General features: G+C 35.9%; 12 protein-coding genes. 9 read left to right on the forward strand and 3 right to left on the reverse strand.

The features are described 5' to 3' along the window. Window positions 1–17 precede the first annotated feature (17 nt). Together SIB89_RS09095 and rsmI are read right to left on the reverse strand one after the other, a co-directional pair. Entirely contained in the window at window positions 18–590 is a 573-nt protein-coding gene (locus tag SIB89_RS09095) for a uracil-DNA glycosylase family protein (RefSeq protein ID WP_412559539.1), read from the reverse strand. Then, complete coding sequence (rsmI, locus tag SIB89_RS09100) at window positions 590–1,258, reverse strand: 16S rRNA (cytidine(1402)-2'-O)-methyltransferase (RefSeq protein WP_412559540.1); 669 nt, start codon at window positions 1,256–1,258, stop codon at window positions 590–592. The genes SIB89_RS09095 and rsmI overlap by 1 nt, the downstream gene beginning before the upstream one ends. Window positions 1,259–1,350: 92 nt before the next feature. Here rsmI and SIB89_RS09105 point away from each other — a divergent pair, with 92 nt between their 5' ends. Next, a complete protein-coding gene (locus SIB89_RS09105) occupies window positions 1,351–4,770 on the forward strand; it encodes a gliding motility-associated C-terminal domain-containing protein (RefSeq protein ID WP_412559541.1) in 3,420 nt (1,139 codons plus the stop codon). Here SIB89_RS09105 and SIB89_RS09110 read toward each other — a convergent pair. Beyond that, window positions 4,767–5,513, reverse strand: a complete 747-nt coding sequence (locus tag SIB89_RS09110; protein WP_155089130.1) for a hypothetical protein — start codon at window positions 5,511–5,513, stop codon at window positions 4,767–4,769. The two genes, SIB89_RS09105 and SIB89_RS09110, sit on opposite strands and share 4 nt — an antisense overlap. Window positions 5,514–5,684: 171 nt before the next feature. On the opposite strand from SIB89_RS09110, the gene SIB89_RS09115 reads away from it, so the two are divergent. The 8 genes from SIB89_RS09115 to SIB89_RS09150 all read left to right on the forward strand — a co-directional run bounded on the left by SIB89_RS09115 (window position 5,685) and on the right by SIB89_RS09150 (window position 18,077). Continuing rightward, window positions 5,685–6,332 carry a thymidine kinase gene (locus tag SIB89_RS09115; RefSeq protein WP_155089131.1) on the forward strand — a complete coding sequence of 216 codons (648 nt, stop codon included), beginning with the start codon at window positions 5,685–5,687 and terminating at the stop codon, window positions 6,330–6,332. After that, entirely contained in the window at window positions 6,325–7,434 is a 1,110-nt protein-coding gene (gene alr / locus SIB89_RS09120; protein WP_412559542.1) for an alanine racemase, read from the forward strand. The genes SIB89_RS09115 and alr overlap by 8 nt, the downstream gene beginning before the upstream one ends. 82 nt (window positions 7,435–7,516) lie before the next feature. Further along, a complete protein-coding gene (gene mscL / locus SIB89_RS09125; RefSeq protein WP_155089133.1) occupies window positions 7,517–7,918 on the forward strand; it encodes a large-conductance mechanosensitive channel protein MscL in 402 nt (133 codons plus the stop codon). A gap of 189 nt (window positions 7,919–8,107) precedes the next feature. Next, window positions 8,108–9,097: an aspartate-semialdehyde dehydrogenase gene (locus SIB89_RS09130; protein WP_412559543.1), complete on the forward strand. Its 990-nt coding sequence runs from the start codon at window positions 8,108–8,110 to the stop codon at window positions 9,095–9,097. A 185-nt stretch (window positions 9,098–9,282) separates the two neighbouring features. Beyond that, window positions 9,283–11,451, forward strand: coding sequence for a prolyl oligopeptidase family serine peptidase (locus SIB89_RS09135; RefSeq protein WP_412559544.1), 2,169 nt, complete (start codon window positions 9,283–9,285; stop codon window positions 11,449–11,451). 32 nt (window positions 11,452–11,483) lie between these two features. Further along, complete coding sequence (locus tag SIB89_RS09140) at window positions 11,484–13,553, forward strand: HAD family hydrolase (RefSeq protein ID WP_412559545.1); 2,070 nt, start codon at window positions 11,484–11,486, stop codon at window positions 13,551–13,553. A 124-nt stretch (window positions 13,554–13,677) separates the two neighbouring features. Next, complete coding sequence (locus SIB89_RS09145; RefSeq protein ID WP_412559546.1) at window positions 13,678–15,039, forward strand: Ig-like domain-containing protein; 1,362 nt, start codon at window positions 13,678–13,680, stop codon at window positions 15,037–15,039. Window positions 15,040–15,050: 11 nt separating this feature from the next. Further along, window positions 15,051–18,077, forward strand: a complete 3,027-nt coding sequence (locus SIB89_RS09150; RefSeq protein WP_412559547.1) for an FG-GAP-like repeat-containing protein — start codon at window positions 15,051–15,053, stop codon at window positions 18,075–18,077. Window positions 18,078–18,137: the final 60 nt, after the last annotated feature.

Here is an 18,137-nt window from a genome sequence, read left to right on the forward strand (position 1 = left end):
TAAAAGTCTAATTTAGTTCAATTAATTGGCATTATGCTATTTACCTTCTTCTGCAACTCAGACACCACCAATTCCTCAAACCAAGGATTTTTGGCACGCCAAAATCTGTTGGTTGGTGATGGATGTGGAATCGGAAAATATTTTGGCAAATAGGACTTATAATCGCCAACTCTTTCTGTCAAAGTTTTCTTGTCTTTTAAATAATAATTCTGCGCGTAAGCTCCAATCAAAATAATTAATTCCAGCTTAGGCATTTTATCCAATAATTGATCATGCCATTGTGGTGCACATTCTGGTCTTGGTGGCAGGTCTCCTGTTTTACCTTTTCCTGGATAGCAAAAGCCCATTGGTATAATGGCAAAGTTTTCTGTGTTATAGAACTGTTCATCAGTAACATTTAGCCACTGCCTTAGTTTTTTCCCACTTTGGTCGTCCCAAGGGATTCCAGATTCGTGGACTTTAGTTCCTGGTGCTTGACCAATAATCATAATTTTAGAATTTGTGTGTGCCGTTGCAACAGGTCTTGGCCCTAATGGAAGGTGTGCTTTGCAAATGGTGCATTGGCTTATGTTGTGGAGTAGTTCTTCCATCACTTTTTTCCAGCAACACAAATTACAATCTCCCCTTTTGGTGGTTTGTTGGTATAATGTTCCAATACCTCTTTAGCTGTTCCTCTGATGGTTTCTTCGTAGAGCTTGGTCAATTCCCTCGACACCGACACCAATCTGTCTTCCCCAAAATACTCACAAAAATGCCCTAAAGTCTTTATGAGTTTATGTGGGCTTTCATAAAAAATCATCGTTCTGCTTTCTTCTGCTAATAATAAAAGTCGAGTTTGGCGCCCTTTTTTTACAGGTAAAAAGCCTTCAAAAACAAACTTGTCATTAGGTAATCCGCTATTGACCAATGCTGGTACAAAAGCCGTTGCTCCTGGCAAACATTCCACCTCTATATTATTTTCTATACAAGCTCTTACCAATAAAAACCCTGGATCAGAAATGGCAGGAGTGCCAGCATCGCTTATCACCGCAATGGACATTCCAGACTTTAGCTTTTCAACTAAACCATTAACCGTTTTATGCTCATTGTGCATGTGGTGGCTTTGCATTTGGGTAGAAATTTCAAAATGCTTTAAGAGTTTTCCTGAAGTTCTGGTGTCTTCGGCTAAAATCAAATCGACATCATTTAAAACTTCAACAGCTCTAAAGGTCATGTCCTTTAGATTTCCTATTGGCGTTGGTACCAGAAATAACTTCATATTTGCGTTTGTTACACCTCAAATTTACAATCTTTTGCATTTCTTTACGCAACCATTTGTAAGAATCTACATCTATAGTATAAAACCAATCAATGTTAAAATCAATCTGCCTTTTGTTCGTTTTTTGTGTAAACGCATGCCTGCTATCTGCGCAAACTACAGACTTATCCATTACTATTGAGGCTCAAGATTTAAATGGCACTACTGTGTCTCAGGTTGATATTTATGAGGATTTTCAATATCTAATTACCATTTCTAATTCTGGTAATGCCGTAAATGATGCTACAATTTCTATTGATTTTGATGACGATTTAGCCCTGATTTCAACAAACTCTCAAAATAATATTAATGGCGCTTCAGATATTTCTAACATTAATGTAGTCGCAAATGTCTTAACCGCTTCTATAGATAATATGCCCAACAACTCTAGTGTTGAGTTATTGGTTTTAGTTACCGCTCCTACAAACCTAGGTGGAATTGCAGCCAATGGAACCATAAGTCCTCCTACAGGAACGACAGACACAAACTCCAATAATAATCAGTCTATAATATCCATTGATGTTTTGGATATCGTTATAGATTTTTCAGTCACGCAAACCCAAATACAACCAACATTAGGAACTCCTATAAATGCTTGGGGAGATGAGGTGACTTATCAATTTACAATAACCAATAATAGTGCTGTAGATTTTCCTGTAAGTACAATTTTTGGAAACATTAAATTAAACACTTTGCCAAATAATGGTCAGCCAATTACCCAATTTATATCTCTAGAATGTATAGCGACAACCAATGGAACATTGTGCCCAGATTTAACAGACCTTACAGGAACAACTGTTGTGGTAGCCTCGCAGCCAACTCCTGTATTTATTTTTGAAACAGATACTGAAATTACTTCTGGAGGAAGTATTACGTTTGAAATGGTTTACAAATACTCCAACTTCTCGTGTTCGCCAAATCCCATGCCTATAGATGTTGATAGTATTATAGAAATAGAGCTAGAGCATGATAACGCTTCATCAAATAACTCGAATACAATTATTACCAATTTGCTTAATGCAGATCCATGTCCGGAAACCGATATCTGTATTGAAACAGTACAAACCAATCCAGATATATCCGCTACTCTCGATTATGACCAGGAGATTACATTCAATACAACGGTATGCAACACAAGTTCTACACCAACACCTATAAGGTTCTTTTTTCAGAATATAACGGCTGGAGATGTACTTTGGGAGCTAGAATCTGTAAACTGTACAAGTACATTAGGGCCTGTTTCTTGTACTGACTTTGACATTAACGCCTCAGATAATGGGCAGCTATGGGTTAGTAGTGATTTTGTTTTACAAGGCAATACAACTATTAATATTGAAACTATATTGAAATTCATAGAACCTCAATGTGTTCAAAACCCTGTGCCAATTGAAGCCATTGCTCGTAGTGCCATTAATATTTTAGACAGTCAGATCATAGATGTCAACTTAGATAACAATCAGTTTTTTAATTATTTACAACTTCCTGCTCCAGATCCAGAAAACTGTGATGGACCTAGTCTTTCTGGTTTAGAAATCTCTAAAACTCAAATAAGTCCTGAGTTACCCATAGGAAGTTCTGAAGAAAACACTGCAGAATGGGGTTTGATAACGTACGAAATAACGGCAACCAATACAGGAGACTATGATGGCATGTTATTTTTACAAGATTACATGGCTATATTGGAAACTAATTATGCTCCAATTACGGCATCATTGGTTTCGGTTGATTGCGTAAGTACTACAGGAACCGCATCTTGTTTTAGCATTCAAAATGCTAATATAGGAGTGTCCTATGATGGTGTTCCTGAAGATGGTGAGTCAGATGTGTTTTGGGAAATTCTACCGGAAGATAATTGGGTATTACCTGCAAATAGTTCTGTAACGTTTCATGTTGTTGTAGACTGGCTTCCGGAATGTTCCATAGATCAACCTATGGCAGGTTCTAATGTTGCTCTTGCTGGTTATGCTGATGGCCCTGAAAATGAAGTGGGCTCTTTCATTGCTGATGATGTAACTACTTTTTTTGCACCATGTGTGGATTTGGTGGTTCAAACGTATCCTGAATTTACTCAAGTTGATACAGGTCAGGCTTTTAACTGGGTTGTAGATATTAGTAATAGCATTACAAGCGCTGATGCCGTTGATGTACTTTTTGAAAATACTCTAAACTCTGTTTTCAACATTTCCGGAACACCAACTTGTACTGTTACATCGGGCAATGCTACGTGTATTACCAACTTTAACATCAATGGTAATTTTATCTCTGGAATCATTCCTTCAATGGCAGCTGGATCTACTGTAAGGATTAGTATTCCTGTAATCGCTCCAAACTTAGGAGGTGCATATAATAATATTGCAGAAGCAATTCCGAGTGCAATTAACAATGAAGAATTAACGCCAGAAACTAATATTTCCATTAATAGCGTTCAGGTTATTTCTCCCGTTCTGGAAAAAATGTTTTCTCCAGACACTATTTTTGAAGGTGGCGAAAGTGAGTTGATTTTCACCGTTTACAACATTGCTAACAACCCAACACAGAATAATATTTCGTTTACAGATAATTTACCAACTGGAGTTGTAATAACTCAAGTACCTAATTGGGTAGAAGCCAATGGCTGTACAACTAATTTTATTGGTGATCCAGGAGATGATTTTGTAGGTGTTACGGATTTAATTTTCCCAGCTGGTGTTGAAAGTTGTACATTCTCAGTGATGGTAACTGCTGATGTCGCCGGAAATTATCTTAATAACTTTGAGAATTTCTCGGACACCAATAATATTGATGCTTCTCAAACCAATGCCACATTAAACGTATTAGCTGACACGTCTAATGTGGATATTGAAATTACTAAAATAGTCGAGCCAGCAGAAGTTATTATTGGAGAGGAAGTTATCTTCACTATTACAGCAACTAATTTAGGAACAACCAACGCAACTGATATCGAAGTTTTGGATCAACTACCTATTGGTTATGAATTTATTTCAGCCACAACCAACTTGGGTGTTTTTGATGAGGGTACTCTTATATGGACAATTTCAACTCTATTCCCAAGTGAATCAGCTACACTAAGCTTGATTGCAAGAGTGGTAGCATCTAACGATTTATTAAATGTTGCTCTTTTAAATAGCGTAAATGAAATTGATAGAGACGCTACCAATAATGAAGACAGTGCGCTTGTTGAAATTTCTAACTGTTTATCTATTCCTGAAGGAATTTCACCAAATGGTGATGGAAAAAATGATTTCTTGGTAATTCCTTGTATTGAAGCTTATCCTAATAACATTATTAAAATATACAACCGCTATGGTACGCAAGTATATCAGACAAACAATTATATAAACAATTGGAATGGAAGAGCAAATATGGGAGTTCCAAATTCGTCTAGATTATTGCCAGTTGGCACCTATTTCTATATTTTAGAAATTATGGATTTTGAAAAACCGTTACAAGGATATGTCTATCTCAACTATTAATTAAACCTGCTCTCAACAATTTCGATAAAGCGTTCTTCGTATTCTTCTTTGCCTTCCCAATTGTTGTAATCTGGCTTTACCATATCTAAAATGAGTGCTTTGGCCTCACTAAATGATTTGGTGGTATTTATTTGAGAGACCACGCGCTCGTAATCTTCGTTTTTACCTTCAAATAGGTGTTTTATAAACGCGATTTTGTCATTCAAGCCTATTTTTAAACCTTTACCCTTAAGCTTGTCATTAAGAGACTTTTTCCCTTGTTCTGCTTCACGTTTTTTTGCGTCTTCAATAGGTTCAAACTCTGGGATTTCAGCAAAATCTGAGCTTATGTTTTCAAATTCTACCGTATTTGGGTTTTCCTTTGCAACAGCTTCCTCAACAATAACATCAACTTGTTGGGTTTCTTCGGGCATCTGTGCCACCATATCCTTAATTTTCTCCATTACGGGTTCCATAATGCCATCATCCTCTACCTCATCTAAATTAACATAGGTCTTGTTACCAACCTCAATATTGTCGCTTACTTTATTATTAAATGCTGTGTCTAGCATATCAAAAAATGAGGAGTCGTTGCCAATAGTTGGCATATCATCTTCAAAATTCTCTTGAGCAAATTTTAAAACCGTAAGCTTTTCGTAGAGTTTAGACACTTCTTCGTGCATTCTATCAACATCTTCTCTGCCTTTTAGTTTTAGAATCCTGTGCGCTATGCTAACCAATTCTGATTCTAATTTCTTTTTCATGTGCTTATTTTTATTGATTTTTTAAAGTCACATGGAACATCCTAATCTTTGCTTTACAGCGTTTGTAAACAAATCATAGATGTTTCATGAATTTTACTTTTGTTTTTTAATAAATTTGCGTGACCTTTATACAAACGAATTATTACTACGTTTTAGTGCTAAAATTACGAAATGTTTCTTGAAAATACGGTAAATCATAAAGAACAATTTGGGTGGATTGAAGTGATTTGTGGATCGATGTTCTCTGGTAAAACCGAAGAGTTGATTCGCAGATTAAAACGCGCTCAGTTTGCAAGGCAGAAGGTTGAAATTTTTAAACCAGCCGTAGATGTGCGCTATGATGATGATATGGTTGTGTCTCATGATGCTAATGAAATTCGATCTACGCCTGTACCTGCAGCAGCCAATATTCCTATTTTAGCCGATGGTTGTGATGTGGTCGGAATTGATGAAGCACAGTTCTTTGATGATGAAATTGTAAGGGTTTGTAACGACCTTGCCAATAAAGGCATAAGGGTTATAGTCGCTGGATTGGATATGGATTTTAAAGGCAATCCTTTTGGGCCAATGCCCTATCTTATGGCTACTGCAGAATATGTGACCAAAGTGCACGCTATTTGTACCAAAACCGGAAACCTAGCGCAATACAGTTACAGAAAAGCAAAAAGTGACGATTTGGTTTTGCTCGGCGAAGTCGATGAATATGAGCCATTAAGTAGAGCCGCTTACTATAAAAGCATGCTTCGTGATAAAGTAAGACAAATGAAGGTGAATGATGCTGAAGAAGTGAATTCTAAAGAAAAAAAGTCTAATGCCTAAAGCTAAAGAAACAGTTCTTGAAATTGATTTAGGTGCCTTAACCCATAACTTCAATTATTTAAAATCTAAACTACAACCAAGTACAAAGTTTTTAGCCGTTGTTAAAGCCTTTGCGTACGGAAGTGATTCTGTAGAAGTAGCCAAACATCTTCAAGCTTTAGATGTAGATTATTTTGCTGTAGCTTATGCTTCTGAAGGTGTTGTGTTACGCGACGCTGGCATCACAAGACCTATTTTAGTGCTTCACCCTTTGCCAACAAGTTTTGAGACAATTATTGAGTGTTGCTTAGAACCTAGCCTTTACAGCGCTAAGGTTTTAAAAGAATTTATCGCAACTGCAGAAGCGCATAACCAATCAAATTATCCTGTACACATTAAATTTAATACAGGTTTAAACCGTCTGGGATTTTGGGAAAATGATGTGGATTATATTGTTTCAAAACTACAAGAAACAAAATCCGTTATAGTGAAATCCATTTTTTCTCATCTAGCAGCTAGTGAAGATAAAAATGAAGTCGCCTTTTCAAATAAGCAAATTGAATCTTTTAAGTCAACAGCTAAAGCATTTGAAAATAAGATAGGTTATAAACCATGGTTACATCTATGCAATACCTCTGGTGTAATTAACTATCCTGATGCTCATTTGGATTTGGTGCGTTGTGGTATAGGGCTTTACGGATTTGGTAATTCTGCAAAAGAGGATGAAAATTTAAAGCCTGTTGCTAGGCTTAAATCTGTAATTTCTCAAATACATAAAATTGAGAAAGACGAAACTGTTGGTTATAATAGAGCATACAAATCAAAAGGATTTGAAAAAACAGCAACCATACCTATTGGACATGCAGACGGTATAAGCCGTATCTATGGAAACGGAAATGGATTTGTATTCATAAATGGTAAAAAAGCTCCTATTATTGGCAATGTATGTATGGATATGGTTATGGTAAATATCACTAATGTTGATTGTAAGGAGGGTGACGAGGTCGTGGTATTTGGTTCTGGATATAAAGCCAGTGATTTAGCAGAATCTGCACAAACAATTTCTTATGAAATTTTAACTGCCATATCTCAGCGAGTTAAACGGATTATAATCGCAGATTAAGGTTTTTTTAACATATTGTGACTTTTTAATTACTTTAGTGTCAGATTAACATAAATACTAACTATTTTAAAAACACTAAATTATGTTGAAAGAATTTAAAGAATTTGCAATGAAGGGCAACCTTGTAGACATTGCTGTAGGTTTTGTAATGGGTGCTGCTTTTAATAAAGTAGTTTCTTCATTCACTGGAGGAATTGTTTCTCCTTTAATCGGTTTAATTTTCGATGCCGACTTTAAGGATTTAAAGTACAAACTAAAAGATGGCGAACTAAACGATGCAGGAGAAATGGCAGGAGAAGTCTTCTTGGAATACGGTACATTCTTAACCAATGTAATCGATTTTATTATCGTAGCATTTGTAATGTTCATGGTAGTAAAAGGTGTTAATAAAACAAAGAAAAAGGAGGAGCCAGCACCAGAAGCGCCAGCGGGTCCAACAGAAATTGAACTACTTCAAGAGATTAGAGATTCCCTAAAGAAATAAGAAATTAGCGTCACCGCTACATTATATATTATTAACCAAACCCAGGCATTTTGTCTGGGTTTTTCTTTTATAGTCTTCTCTTTTATAAAACCCATAATTTTAAACGTAAATTTTTATCATATTTTTATAGGTAAACAGCCTTATTTAGTTGCAGAAATGCTATAATTTTGTGGTTTAAATTTTTTTATTATGAAAGTAGCAATAGTTGGCGCAACTGGTTTGGTAGGAAATGTAATGCTCAAAGTGTTAGAAGAGCGTAATTTCCCAATAGATGAATTATTATTGGTAGCTTCTGAGCGCTCTGTTGGTAAAAAAGTAAACTTCAAAGGAAAAGATTATGAGGTTATTAGCATACCGACAGCTATCGAAAAGAAGCCAGATATTGCTTTGTTTTCAGCAGGTGGAAGCACATCTTTAGAGTGGGCTCCAAAGTTTGCTGAAGTTGGTACAACGGTAATCGACAATTCCTCTGCTTGGAGAATGGACTTATCAAAAAAATTAGTAGTCCCAGAAATTAATGCCAATCAACTAACCAAAAATGATAAAATCATTGCTAACCCTAACTGTTCCACTATACAAATGGTAATGGCGTTGGCACCGCTTCATAAAAAATATAAAATTAAGCGTATTGTTGTTTCTACCTATCAATCGGTTTCTGGTACAGGCGTAAAAGCTGTTGAACAAATGGAAAATGAAATGGCTGGTGTAAAAGGCGAAATGGCTTACCACTATCCTATCCATAAGAATGCTATTCCTCATTGCGACGTTTTTGAAGAAAATGGGTACACCAAAGAGGAAATGAAATTGGTTAGAGAAACCCAAAAAATCCTTGATGACAAAACCATTGCTGTAACTGCTACAGCAGTTAGAATACCAACAACAGGTGGACATAGTGAAGCTGTTAATGTTGAGTTTGAAAATGATTTTGATTTAAGCGAGGTTCGCCAACTTCTTAGTGAAACCGAAGGTGTTACCGTGCAAGATAATTTAGACGTTAATGTCTATCCAATGCCAATGTATGCCAACGGAAAGGATGATGTTTTTGTTGGACGTATTAGGCGTGACGGTTCACAGCCAAACACATTAAACCTTTGGGTGGTTAGCGATAACCTAAGAAAAGGTGCAGCGACCAATACTGTTCAAATTGCGGAGTATTTGGTTAAAGAAGGGTTGGTTTAATATCTTTTAAGTCTTTCGCAACAACAGTAATTTTTTGTATTTCAACTAATTAATTAATTTTTTAGTTGTAAATGTCTATATATTGGCCTCCCATTTTACCTAAGTTTTAAGAAAATTTGATAAAATCAGTTTTGTTAAATACTTATCTTTGAATTTAACATTGTTATCATTCAAAAAACCTAATTATGAAAAAATTACTTCTAATTACTGTTGTGCTAAGTATTTTTGTTTCTTGTAAAAACGAAACTGAAAAGGTGAAACCAATTTCCGTAGATTATCCTGAAACAAAAAAAGTTGATACTGTTGTTGACAATTACTTTGGCGAAGAGGTCCCAGACCCATATCGTTGGTTAGAAGACGATAGAAGCGAAGAAACAGAGGCTTGGGTAAAAGCTCAAAACGAAGTAACTTTTGGGTATTTAGACAATATACCTTATCGTGAAGAATTAAAAGAACGTCTTTCTAAACTTTGGAATTACGAAAAAATAGGCGCTCCTTTTAAAGAGGGAGATTATACCTATTTCTATAAAAATAATGGGTTACAGAACCAATATGTCATCTATCGTTATAAAACAGGATCTGACCCAAAAAATGCTGAAGTGTTTTTAGATCCAAATACGTTTAAAGAAGATGGTACCATTTCATTGGGAGGAGTAAGCTTTTCAAAAAATGGAAAAGTTTTAGCCTATGCCATATCAGAGGGAGGAAGTGATTGGAGAAAAGTTTTGGTAATGAATGCTGAAACCAAAGAGATAGTCGAAGACACTTTAGTTGATATAAAGTTTAGTGGTATGTCTTGGTATAAAAATGACGGTTTTTATTACTCTAGCTATGATAAGCCTGAAGGAAGCGAACTGTCTGCTAAAACCGACCAGCACAAGGTTTACTATCATAAATTAGGCACTAAACAATCTGAAGACAAATTAATTTACGGAGGAGCTCCTGAAGAAAAACACCGTTATATTTATGGAGGTGTCACTGAAGACGATCGCTATTTAGTGATTACTCCAAGGGTTTCAACTTCTGGAAACAAGTTATACATTAAAGACTTAACTGTACCAAATGCTCCTTTAGTTGAGATTTTAGGACATACCGATTCTGATTCTAATATTATAGAAAATGTTGGTTCTAAGCTATATATTATGACCAACCTTAACGCTCCTAATCAAAAAATTGTCACAGTAGATGCATCTAATCCTACACCAGAAAATTGGGTGGATTTTATTCCTGAAACGGAGAATGTTTTAAGCCCGTCAACAGGTGGTGGTTACTTTTTTGCGGAATATATGGTAGATGCAGTTTCTAAAGTCTTACAGTATGATTATGATGGGAACTTAGTTCGTGAGGTTGAATTACCAGGTGTTGGAAGCGCTGGTGGCTTCGGTGCCAAAAAAGAAGAAAAGGAATTATATTATTCGTTTACCAATTATGTAACTCCAGGAAGCATTTACAAATACGATATAGAAAATGGTACTTCAGAATTATATCGTAAACCAGATATAGATTTCAACCCAAATGATTATGAGAGTAAGCAAATCTTTTATACTTCAAAAGATGGAACACAAGTGCCGATGATAATCACCCATAAAAAAGGTATAGAGCTTAATGGGAAAAATCCAACCATTCTTTATGGGTATGGTGGTTTCAATATATCTCTAACACCAAGTTTTAGTATCGCTAATGCAGTATGGATGGAGCAAGGCGGCATATATGCTGTAGCCAATTTACGTGGTGGTGGTGAATATGGAAAGGCATGGCACAATTCAGGTACTAAAATGAAAAAACAAAATGTATTTGATGATTTTATTGCAGCAGCGGAATATCTCATAGACTCAAAATATACCTCATCAGATTATTTAGCTATCAGAGGTGGTTCTAATGGAGGTTTGTTGGTTGGTGCCACTATGACCCAAAGACCAGATTTAATGAAGGTAGCATTACCTGCCGTTGGCGTTTTAGATATGCTACGTTATCATACGTTTACAGCAGGAGCAGGATGGGCTTATGATTACGGAACCGCTGAAGACAGTAAGGAAATGTTTGATTACCTTAAAGGTTATTCACCTGTTCATAATGTAAAGGAAGGTGTCGAATACCCTGCAACTATGGTTACAACAAGCGATCATGATGATAGGGTTGTACCTGCTCACAGTTTTAAATTTGCAGCAGAATTACAGAGTAAACAAGCTGGAGACAATCCGGTTTTAATAAGAATAGAAACAGATGCTGGCCATGGCGCAGGAACTCCTGTCAGCAAGACTATAGAGCAGTATGCTGATATTTACGGTTTTACACTTTACAATATGGGATTTGATGTATTGCCGAGCAAAACCAAAGAAAAAGTAAAAGGGTAACACCGTTTTAGCTATTAACCAAATCATATTTTTTGTCACTTAACCAACTTCATAAGCAACTTAAAGAAAAGGATATTAAATTTCTTTTCACGGACTACTATGATACCATAGTACATAGACATGTGCATCCAAATTATGCTCAACGTTTGTGGGCTAAATTTATGATCAGGGAGTTGGGATTGTGTATTTCTATTGATAAGCTATATTTTATACGACAAGAATCCGTAAACTATCTTATTAATAAGTTAGGAAAGAGTATTGATGAAATTCCTTATCACAGGCAAAAAGAAGAAATTAGTAAAAGGTTAATCAACGATGATGTCATTTCTGTAAACGAAAAAGATGATTTTATCAACCTTTTTGAAGATGCAGATGTAAAAGCAGAGTCTAGCGTGCAATACATAGACCAAGATGTTCTGGATACCATCAAATACTTTAAGAGTAATGGAGGAAAGGTTTATATAGTTTCAGATTTCTATGGCGCCAAAACTCTTTTCGAAAAACTATTGACACATCATAAAATCATAGATTTATTTGATGGTGTATATAGCTCGGCTGAATTGGAAAAAAGTAAGTCTTCAAATTCAATCTATGAACCAATTCTTTCAGAATTAAAAATAGAACCCGAAGAGGTAATGATGATTGGTGACAACTTAAAAAGTGATTACACCAATGCTATTAAAAATGGATTGAATGCCTATCACCTGCCTCATAAGAAGTATTTAAGGAAAAACAAGCGTAATAATTTTGGCAATGACAAAAAGCAACTAAAATCAATTATCAACGCTGTATATAAAAAATGCAAAAATAGCTCCGCTATACCATATACTGAATACGTTATATTTTATCACATATTTGCCGAACGCTTATACGAAGTTGCCAAAAGGAAAAAAATTAAGAATTTATTCTTTCTTTCTCGCGAAGGGCAATATCTAAAAAAACTTTTTGACTCCTATCAAGATTTCGCTTTGATTGATGAAAGCCATAGAATAAAAACGCACTATTTAAAAATATCGAGGCATGCCGCACTTCAAATGTCCTTAAAAGATATTAATGAAGAGCCATTTACTTTTCTAAGTAAAAAGTATGGCAATATTTCAACTGAAGATTTTTTAATTGCCGTCAATTGCCCAGACAACCTTAGGGACAAGGTGATAAAAGAACTTAATATCGAAGGGAAGGCCAGTGTTAAAGGTTTTTTTAACTCTCCTATATTTGAGAGTTTAAAACAGAATGAAACCTTTGTTTCATATTATAACGAGCACAGGGATTTAAGCCGTAGGGCATTTGAAACATATATTCAGTCTTTTAACACCAACATTGAAGAAAACGGAATTCATCTCGTTGATATTGGTTGGGGAGGCACTATGCAAGAGGCCATTTATGCATTTTTTGATGAACAAATTCCGGTCACTGGTTATTATCTTGGTTTGAATGAAATCTATGATATACAACCTTTAACAAAACGACATGGATTAAACTTTTCCTTAATGCCTTATCCAGACTACCACGACCATATTATAATGGCGAATATGCAGCTTTACGAACAATTTTCTGCGGCAGATCATGGTAGTGCGTTAGATTACAGTTTAGATGCAGAGGGCTACACCTTAGAATATCATAAACCAGAAGAAAAGTGGCTTTACGAAAATCACATTAAGCCTCACCAAGAGCAAATGTATAGCCTACATAAAAAGCTATTAGTCAATTTACAACCTTTGTGCTATTCCGAAGAAATGATGCAAGAGACCATGTCTAAAATAGCTTTAAAGGTTGGGTTATTTCAGAGTGTCAAAAAATTAAAGTTTTTAGATACGCTAAGCCATGGTTTTTATCAAAATGTTGGGACAAATCAAGTTGGTATATCTTATGAACCGCCAAAAATTAAAAGCCCTATTAAAAGTACTATTAAATTCTTAATGACTCCTGAAAAATATTTTAGGTATTTAGTAAAGCTAAAACCTGTACTTTACAAAAAGAACAAGTTAATAACAATGCTTGCGCCTATGTATTTTGTTTATCTCTATATTAAGCTCAATAAATACATTAGGTTTAAAATCCTTAAGCGTTTTTTCCTTCTAAAATACAACGCTTTTAAGTAGGTAGGTCATCCCTTTTTATTGATTATTAACGATTTAATAAAAAAATCTTAGATTTACTCCTGTTTTTGTAAAAAGTAGGGGTTTCTCAGTTTAGGTTGTTCTATTGATATAGACTAATAATTGTATGAAAAAGAAGTACGTACTTAGCTTATTTTTAGTCTTACTTTTGCTGCATTTTTCCTGTGGCACAGATGACGGTACAACTCCAGTAAATATTGAAACTGTTGCAGATCACGCTGTATTAGCTCAAAACTCTGAGGTTGAAATCTTCATATTTGAAAATGATTCTAATATTCCTGAAATTGGTAGTCTGTCCCTTAGTTCTCCAACAATGGGAGTGGTACAAGTTATAGATGCTAATGGCACACCCAATAATCCGAGTGATGACTCTGTAGTTTACACGGCCAACCCTAATATAGTAGGGCAAGATTCTTTTCAGTATACCATATGTAATAATTCAGGGGAGTGTGAAACCGGAAATGTTTCCATTACAATTATATCTTCTTCTGTTGTGAATGTTTTTACTGGCGATACACCTCATCAAACACTTTCAGAGTATAATTTTTTTGAGGGAGATTTAAAAGATTTAAATCCCACATTTGGAGTGGTTCCTTACGATTTAATTTCCCCATTATTTACCGATTACGCTAAGAAAAAACGCTTTTTATGGTTGCCAAATGGCGTTAGTGCGAATTATGTAGACGATCATTCATCTCTTCAATTTCCCGAAGGCACAATTATTATTAAAAATTTTTATTATAATGATGTCCAACCAAATAATTCCACTAAAATCCTAGAGACTAGGATAATGTATAAAAAATCAACCGGGTGGGATTTTGCCAATTATGTATGGAACGAGGACCAAACAGAGGCTTTTTTTACTAATCAGGGCAGTACGGTATATATAAGTTGGCTTCAGGGCGAAAATATTAAAACAACAGACTACCGAATCCCTTCTAGAGCAGAATGCTTCACTTGTCATAATCAACTAGATGACCCTACGGTTATTGGTTTAAAACCACAAAACCTAAATAAGGATTATAACTATGCCAGCGGAATAGCTAATCAACTACGTAAGCTTAGCGAAATAGGCTATCTTAATTCTGATATACCAAACAATATTGAGACAACCGTGGCCTGGGATGACTCCTCCCAGCCCCTTGAAGAAAGAGTTCGTTCATATTTAGATATAAACTGTGCACATTGTCATTCAGACAACGGACATTGTAATTACAGACCTATGAGGTTTGAATTTCAGTTTACAGATGAACCCGAAAATATTGGAGTTTGTGTAGAACCTGAAACTCAATTCATTCCAAATTCTTATATTGTAAAGCCCAACGACACAGATCTATCCATACTCTATTACAGATTAAGTACCACTGACGAATCTTTTAGAATGCCCTTGCTAGGAAGGACTATTAATCATGAAGAAGGTATTGACCTTGTAGAGGAGTGGATTGCCTCATTAACTAATTGCGAATAACACAAATAAATATGAAAAATTTTACTTTACTTTTAATTGCTGTTGTATTGTCTTCCTTTGTGGGTAATGCTCAGTTTGTTTTTGATCCAATAGTTGGACCTACCAATGTTGCAGAAGGCTCTCCTGTTACCATAAATCTAAATAATGCTGCTAACTCAGCTAATGTATCTGCATCTTCAACAGGTACTTATAACTCTTTTTCTATTTCCGTAGATTGGGCAGCTGGCGCAGGAATTCCTTGGTCAACAGAAGCTGATTTGACTTTTACCACCTCTGCAGGTTCAACAACTATTGATCCACCTACAACTGGTGCTGCAAATTCAACTAGTAATACAGTTTTAACATTCCAAGGTAATTTAGCTGGTGTATACAATCCAGCTGTAGATGGATATATCGATTTAGTTTTAAATCAAAGTTATGGTGGTTCGGATGCCAATTGGTCGAACATCGTAGTGACTCTGATTGAAACTCCTAGTTGTCCAGATCCAATAAACCTTAATGCAACTAATGTCACGGAAACTTCTGCTGACATTCAATGGACAGAATCTGGCTCTGCTACCCAATGGAATATTGAATGGGGAACTAGCGGATTTACTCCAGGAACAGGCACAACAATAGCTAATGTTACTTCTACAACGTATAGTTTGTCTGGTCTCTCTCAAGGAGTTTCATATGATTTTTATGTACAATCAAATTGTGGAGGAGGCGACTTATCTAATTTTGCTGGACCTTTTAACTTTATTACCGCTGCTCCCGGTGGAACTTGCATTTCAGCAGTTAGCGTCAATGTAGAGTCCAATTGTAGCAGTGCAACACCAACGACTTTTGACTTTAGTGTTGCAGCAGACATAGATGCAAATAATGAAAACCCATCTTGTGACGCCGTTGGTAACTATGGGTATTTTATAAGTTTTACAGCCCCTGCTGTTGGGTCTGTTGCTATACATTTTAGTGGCGCCGCTAATGCTATTGGGCTCGAAGTGTATGATTCTTGTGGCGGCAACTCGGTTTCAAATTGTACAAACAACGGTTTCGACGCGGGTGATAACTCTGGTCAAATAGGCGGCTTAACTCCTGGTGCTACATACTATGCTGTAATTTGGAGGGATCAACAGAGTGGTACTGCTGATATATGTATAGAAGAAGGCTCTAGTTGCCCAGGACCAAATAATTTAACAGCTTCTGGAGTAACTTTAGATTCTGCCGACTTAAACTGGGCAGAAAATGGTTCTGCATCACAATGGAATTTAGAATGGGGAAACACTGGGTTTCTTATAGGCTCGGGCAATATGGCTAATGGTTTAACAAATACATCCTATAATTTAACAGGGTTATCGCCAAGCACATCTTATGATTTTTATGTTCAATCGGTTTGTACGGGTGAAACTTCAAATTATTCTGGACCGTATACCTTTACCACACAAGCATTGTCAAGAATAAATTACTCACAACAGCCGATTTCTGTGAGTGGCTCTGATTTAGCTGTGGTTGATATGGATGGTGACTTCTTAGATGATATTGTCGGAGTTTCTTCTACTAACGTAAACATAAAGAAACAAAACCCTGATGGTACATTTACGGATATTAATATCACAACGCCCAATGCAGACTACTTACCAAGCTGGAGTATAGCTGCAGCAGATATAGACGCCAATGGAAAAACAGATTTGTTATATGGTGCAGGTAGTGGTGTTACTTTTATGAAAGCCAGTAATGATGGGCTTAGTTTTACTGAACAATCCACAACTGAATATGTGTTTTCGCAACGCTCAAACTTTGTAGATATTAATAACGATGGTAATCTTGATGCTTTTGTATGCCACGATGTTGAACCAAACGTATATTTTATTAACGACGGTACAGGTAATTTAACTTTCTACCAGTCTGATGTTACGCCAGGCGCACCGTATTCATTAGGTAATTATCCTTCTGGTGGCGATTATGGCTCAATTTGGATTGACTACAATAACGATGGGAATATAGACTTGTTTATAGCAAAATGTGGCGGCTCTGTAGAACGAAGAACCAATATGATGCTTACAAACAATGGTGATGGTACTTACTCAGAAAATGCTGCTGTCTTAGGTTTGGATGATCCTATGCAAACTTGGTCCTCTTCTTGGGGAGATTATGATAACGATGGAGATATGGATGTTTTTGTAGGTGCAAGTTCAGGAAGTCATAAACTTATGATGAACAATGGCTTTACAGACGATGGAAACCCTAACAATGATTACTTATTTACAGATGTTACTGCTGGTGCCGGAATTTCCGCTCCAACTGGTTGGGAGAGTTCTTCCTTCGATATTGATAATGATGGTAATTTAGACATTATCAGTAATGGCTCCATAATGTACGGAAAAGGCGATATGACTTTTGAAGACGCAGATCCAAACCAATTAAATTATAAGAATGGTAGCTTTGGTGACTTAAACAATGATGGTTTTATAGACGCTTATTATAATGGTGTAAGGTATTATAACCAAGGTAACAGCAACAACTGGGTTAAAATAAACACTGTCGGTATGGCGCATGTTACACCAAACTACAGTAATAGAAATGGTATTGGTGCAAGAGTTGTGCTTACAACTCCTTCGGGTACTCAGATTAGAGATGTTAGAAGTGGTGAGGGATTTGAGTTTATGAGCTCACTCAATACACATTTTGGAATTGGCTCGGATACAACTATAAACGAGATAAGAGTATATTGGCCTTCAGGTGAAATAGATGTTATTGAAAATCCTGGTTACAACACTACACATACAATAGTAGAGGGTTCTTCGCCATTAAGTGTAGAAGACGAAATCTTAAGTGACATTTCTATATATCCAAACCCAGTTGATGACGTTTTAATCATTAAAACAAGGGCGGATTTAACAGAAAAAATTGCAACTATTTTTGATGTTACGGGTAAAAGGGTTTACAACCAAAAGCTACTTACCAATGAGCTTAGCGTTTCAAGCTTGCAAAGTGGTGTATATTTCTTAAGGCTTGAATCTGATGGGAAAAGCATAAGACGAAAATTTATAAAAAAATAAAATCACCATATAACTATCCTTAAAACCGTTTGAGAAATCAAGCGGTTTTTTTATGGTATT

This window comes from Winogradskyella sp. MIT101101 (assembly GCF_047126865.1).
Lineage (GTDB): Bacteria > Bacteroidota > Bacteroidia > Flavobacteriales > Flavobacteriaceae > Winogradskyella > Winogradskyella ouciana.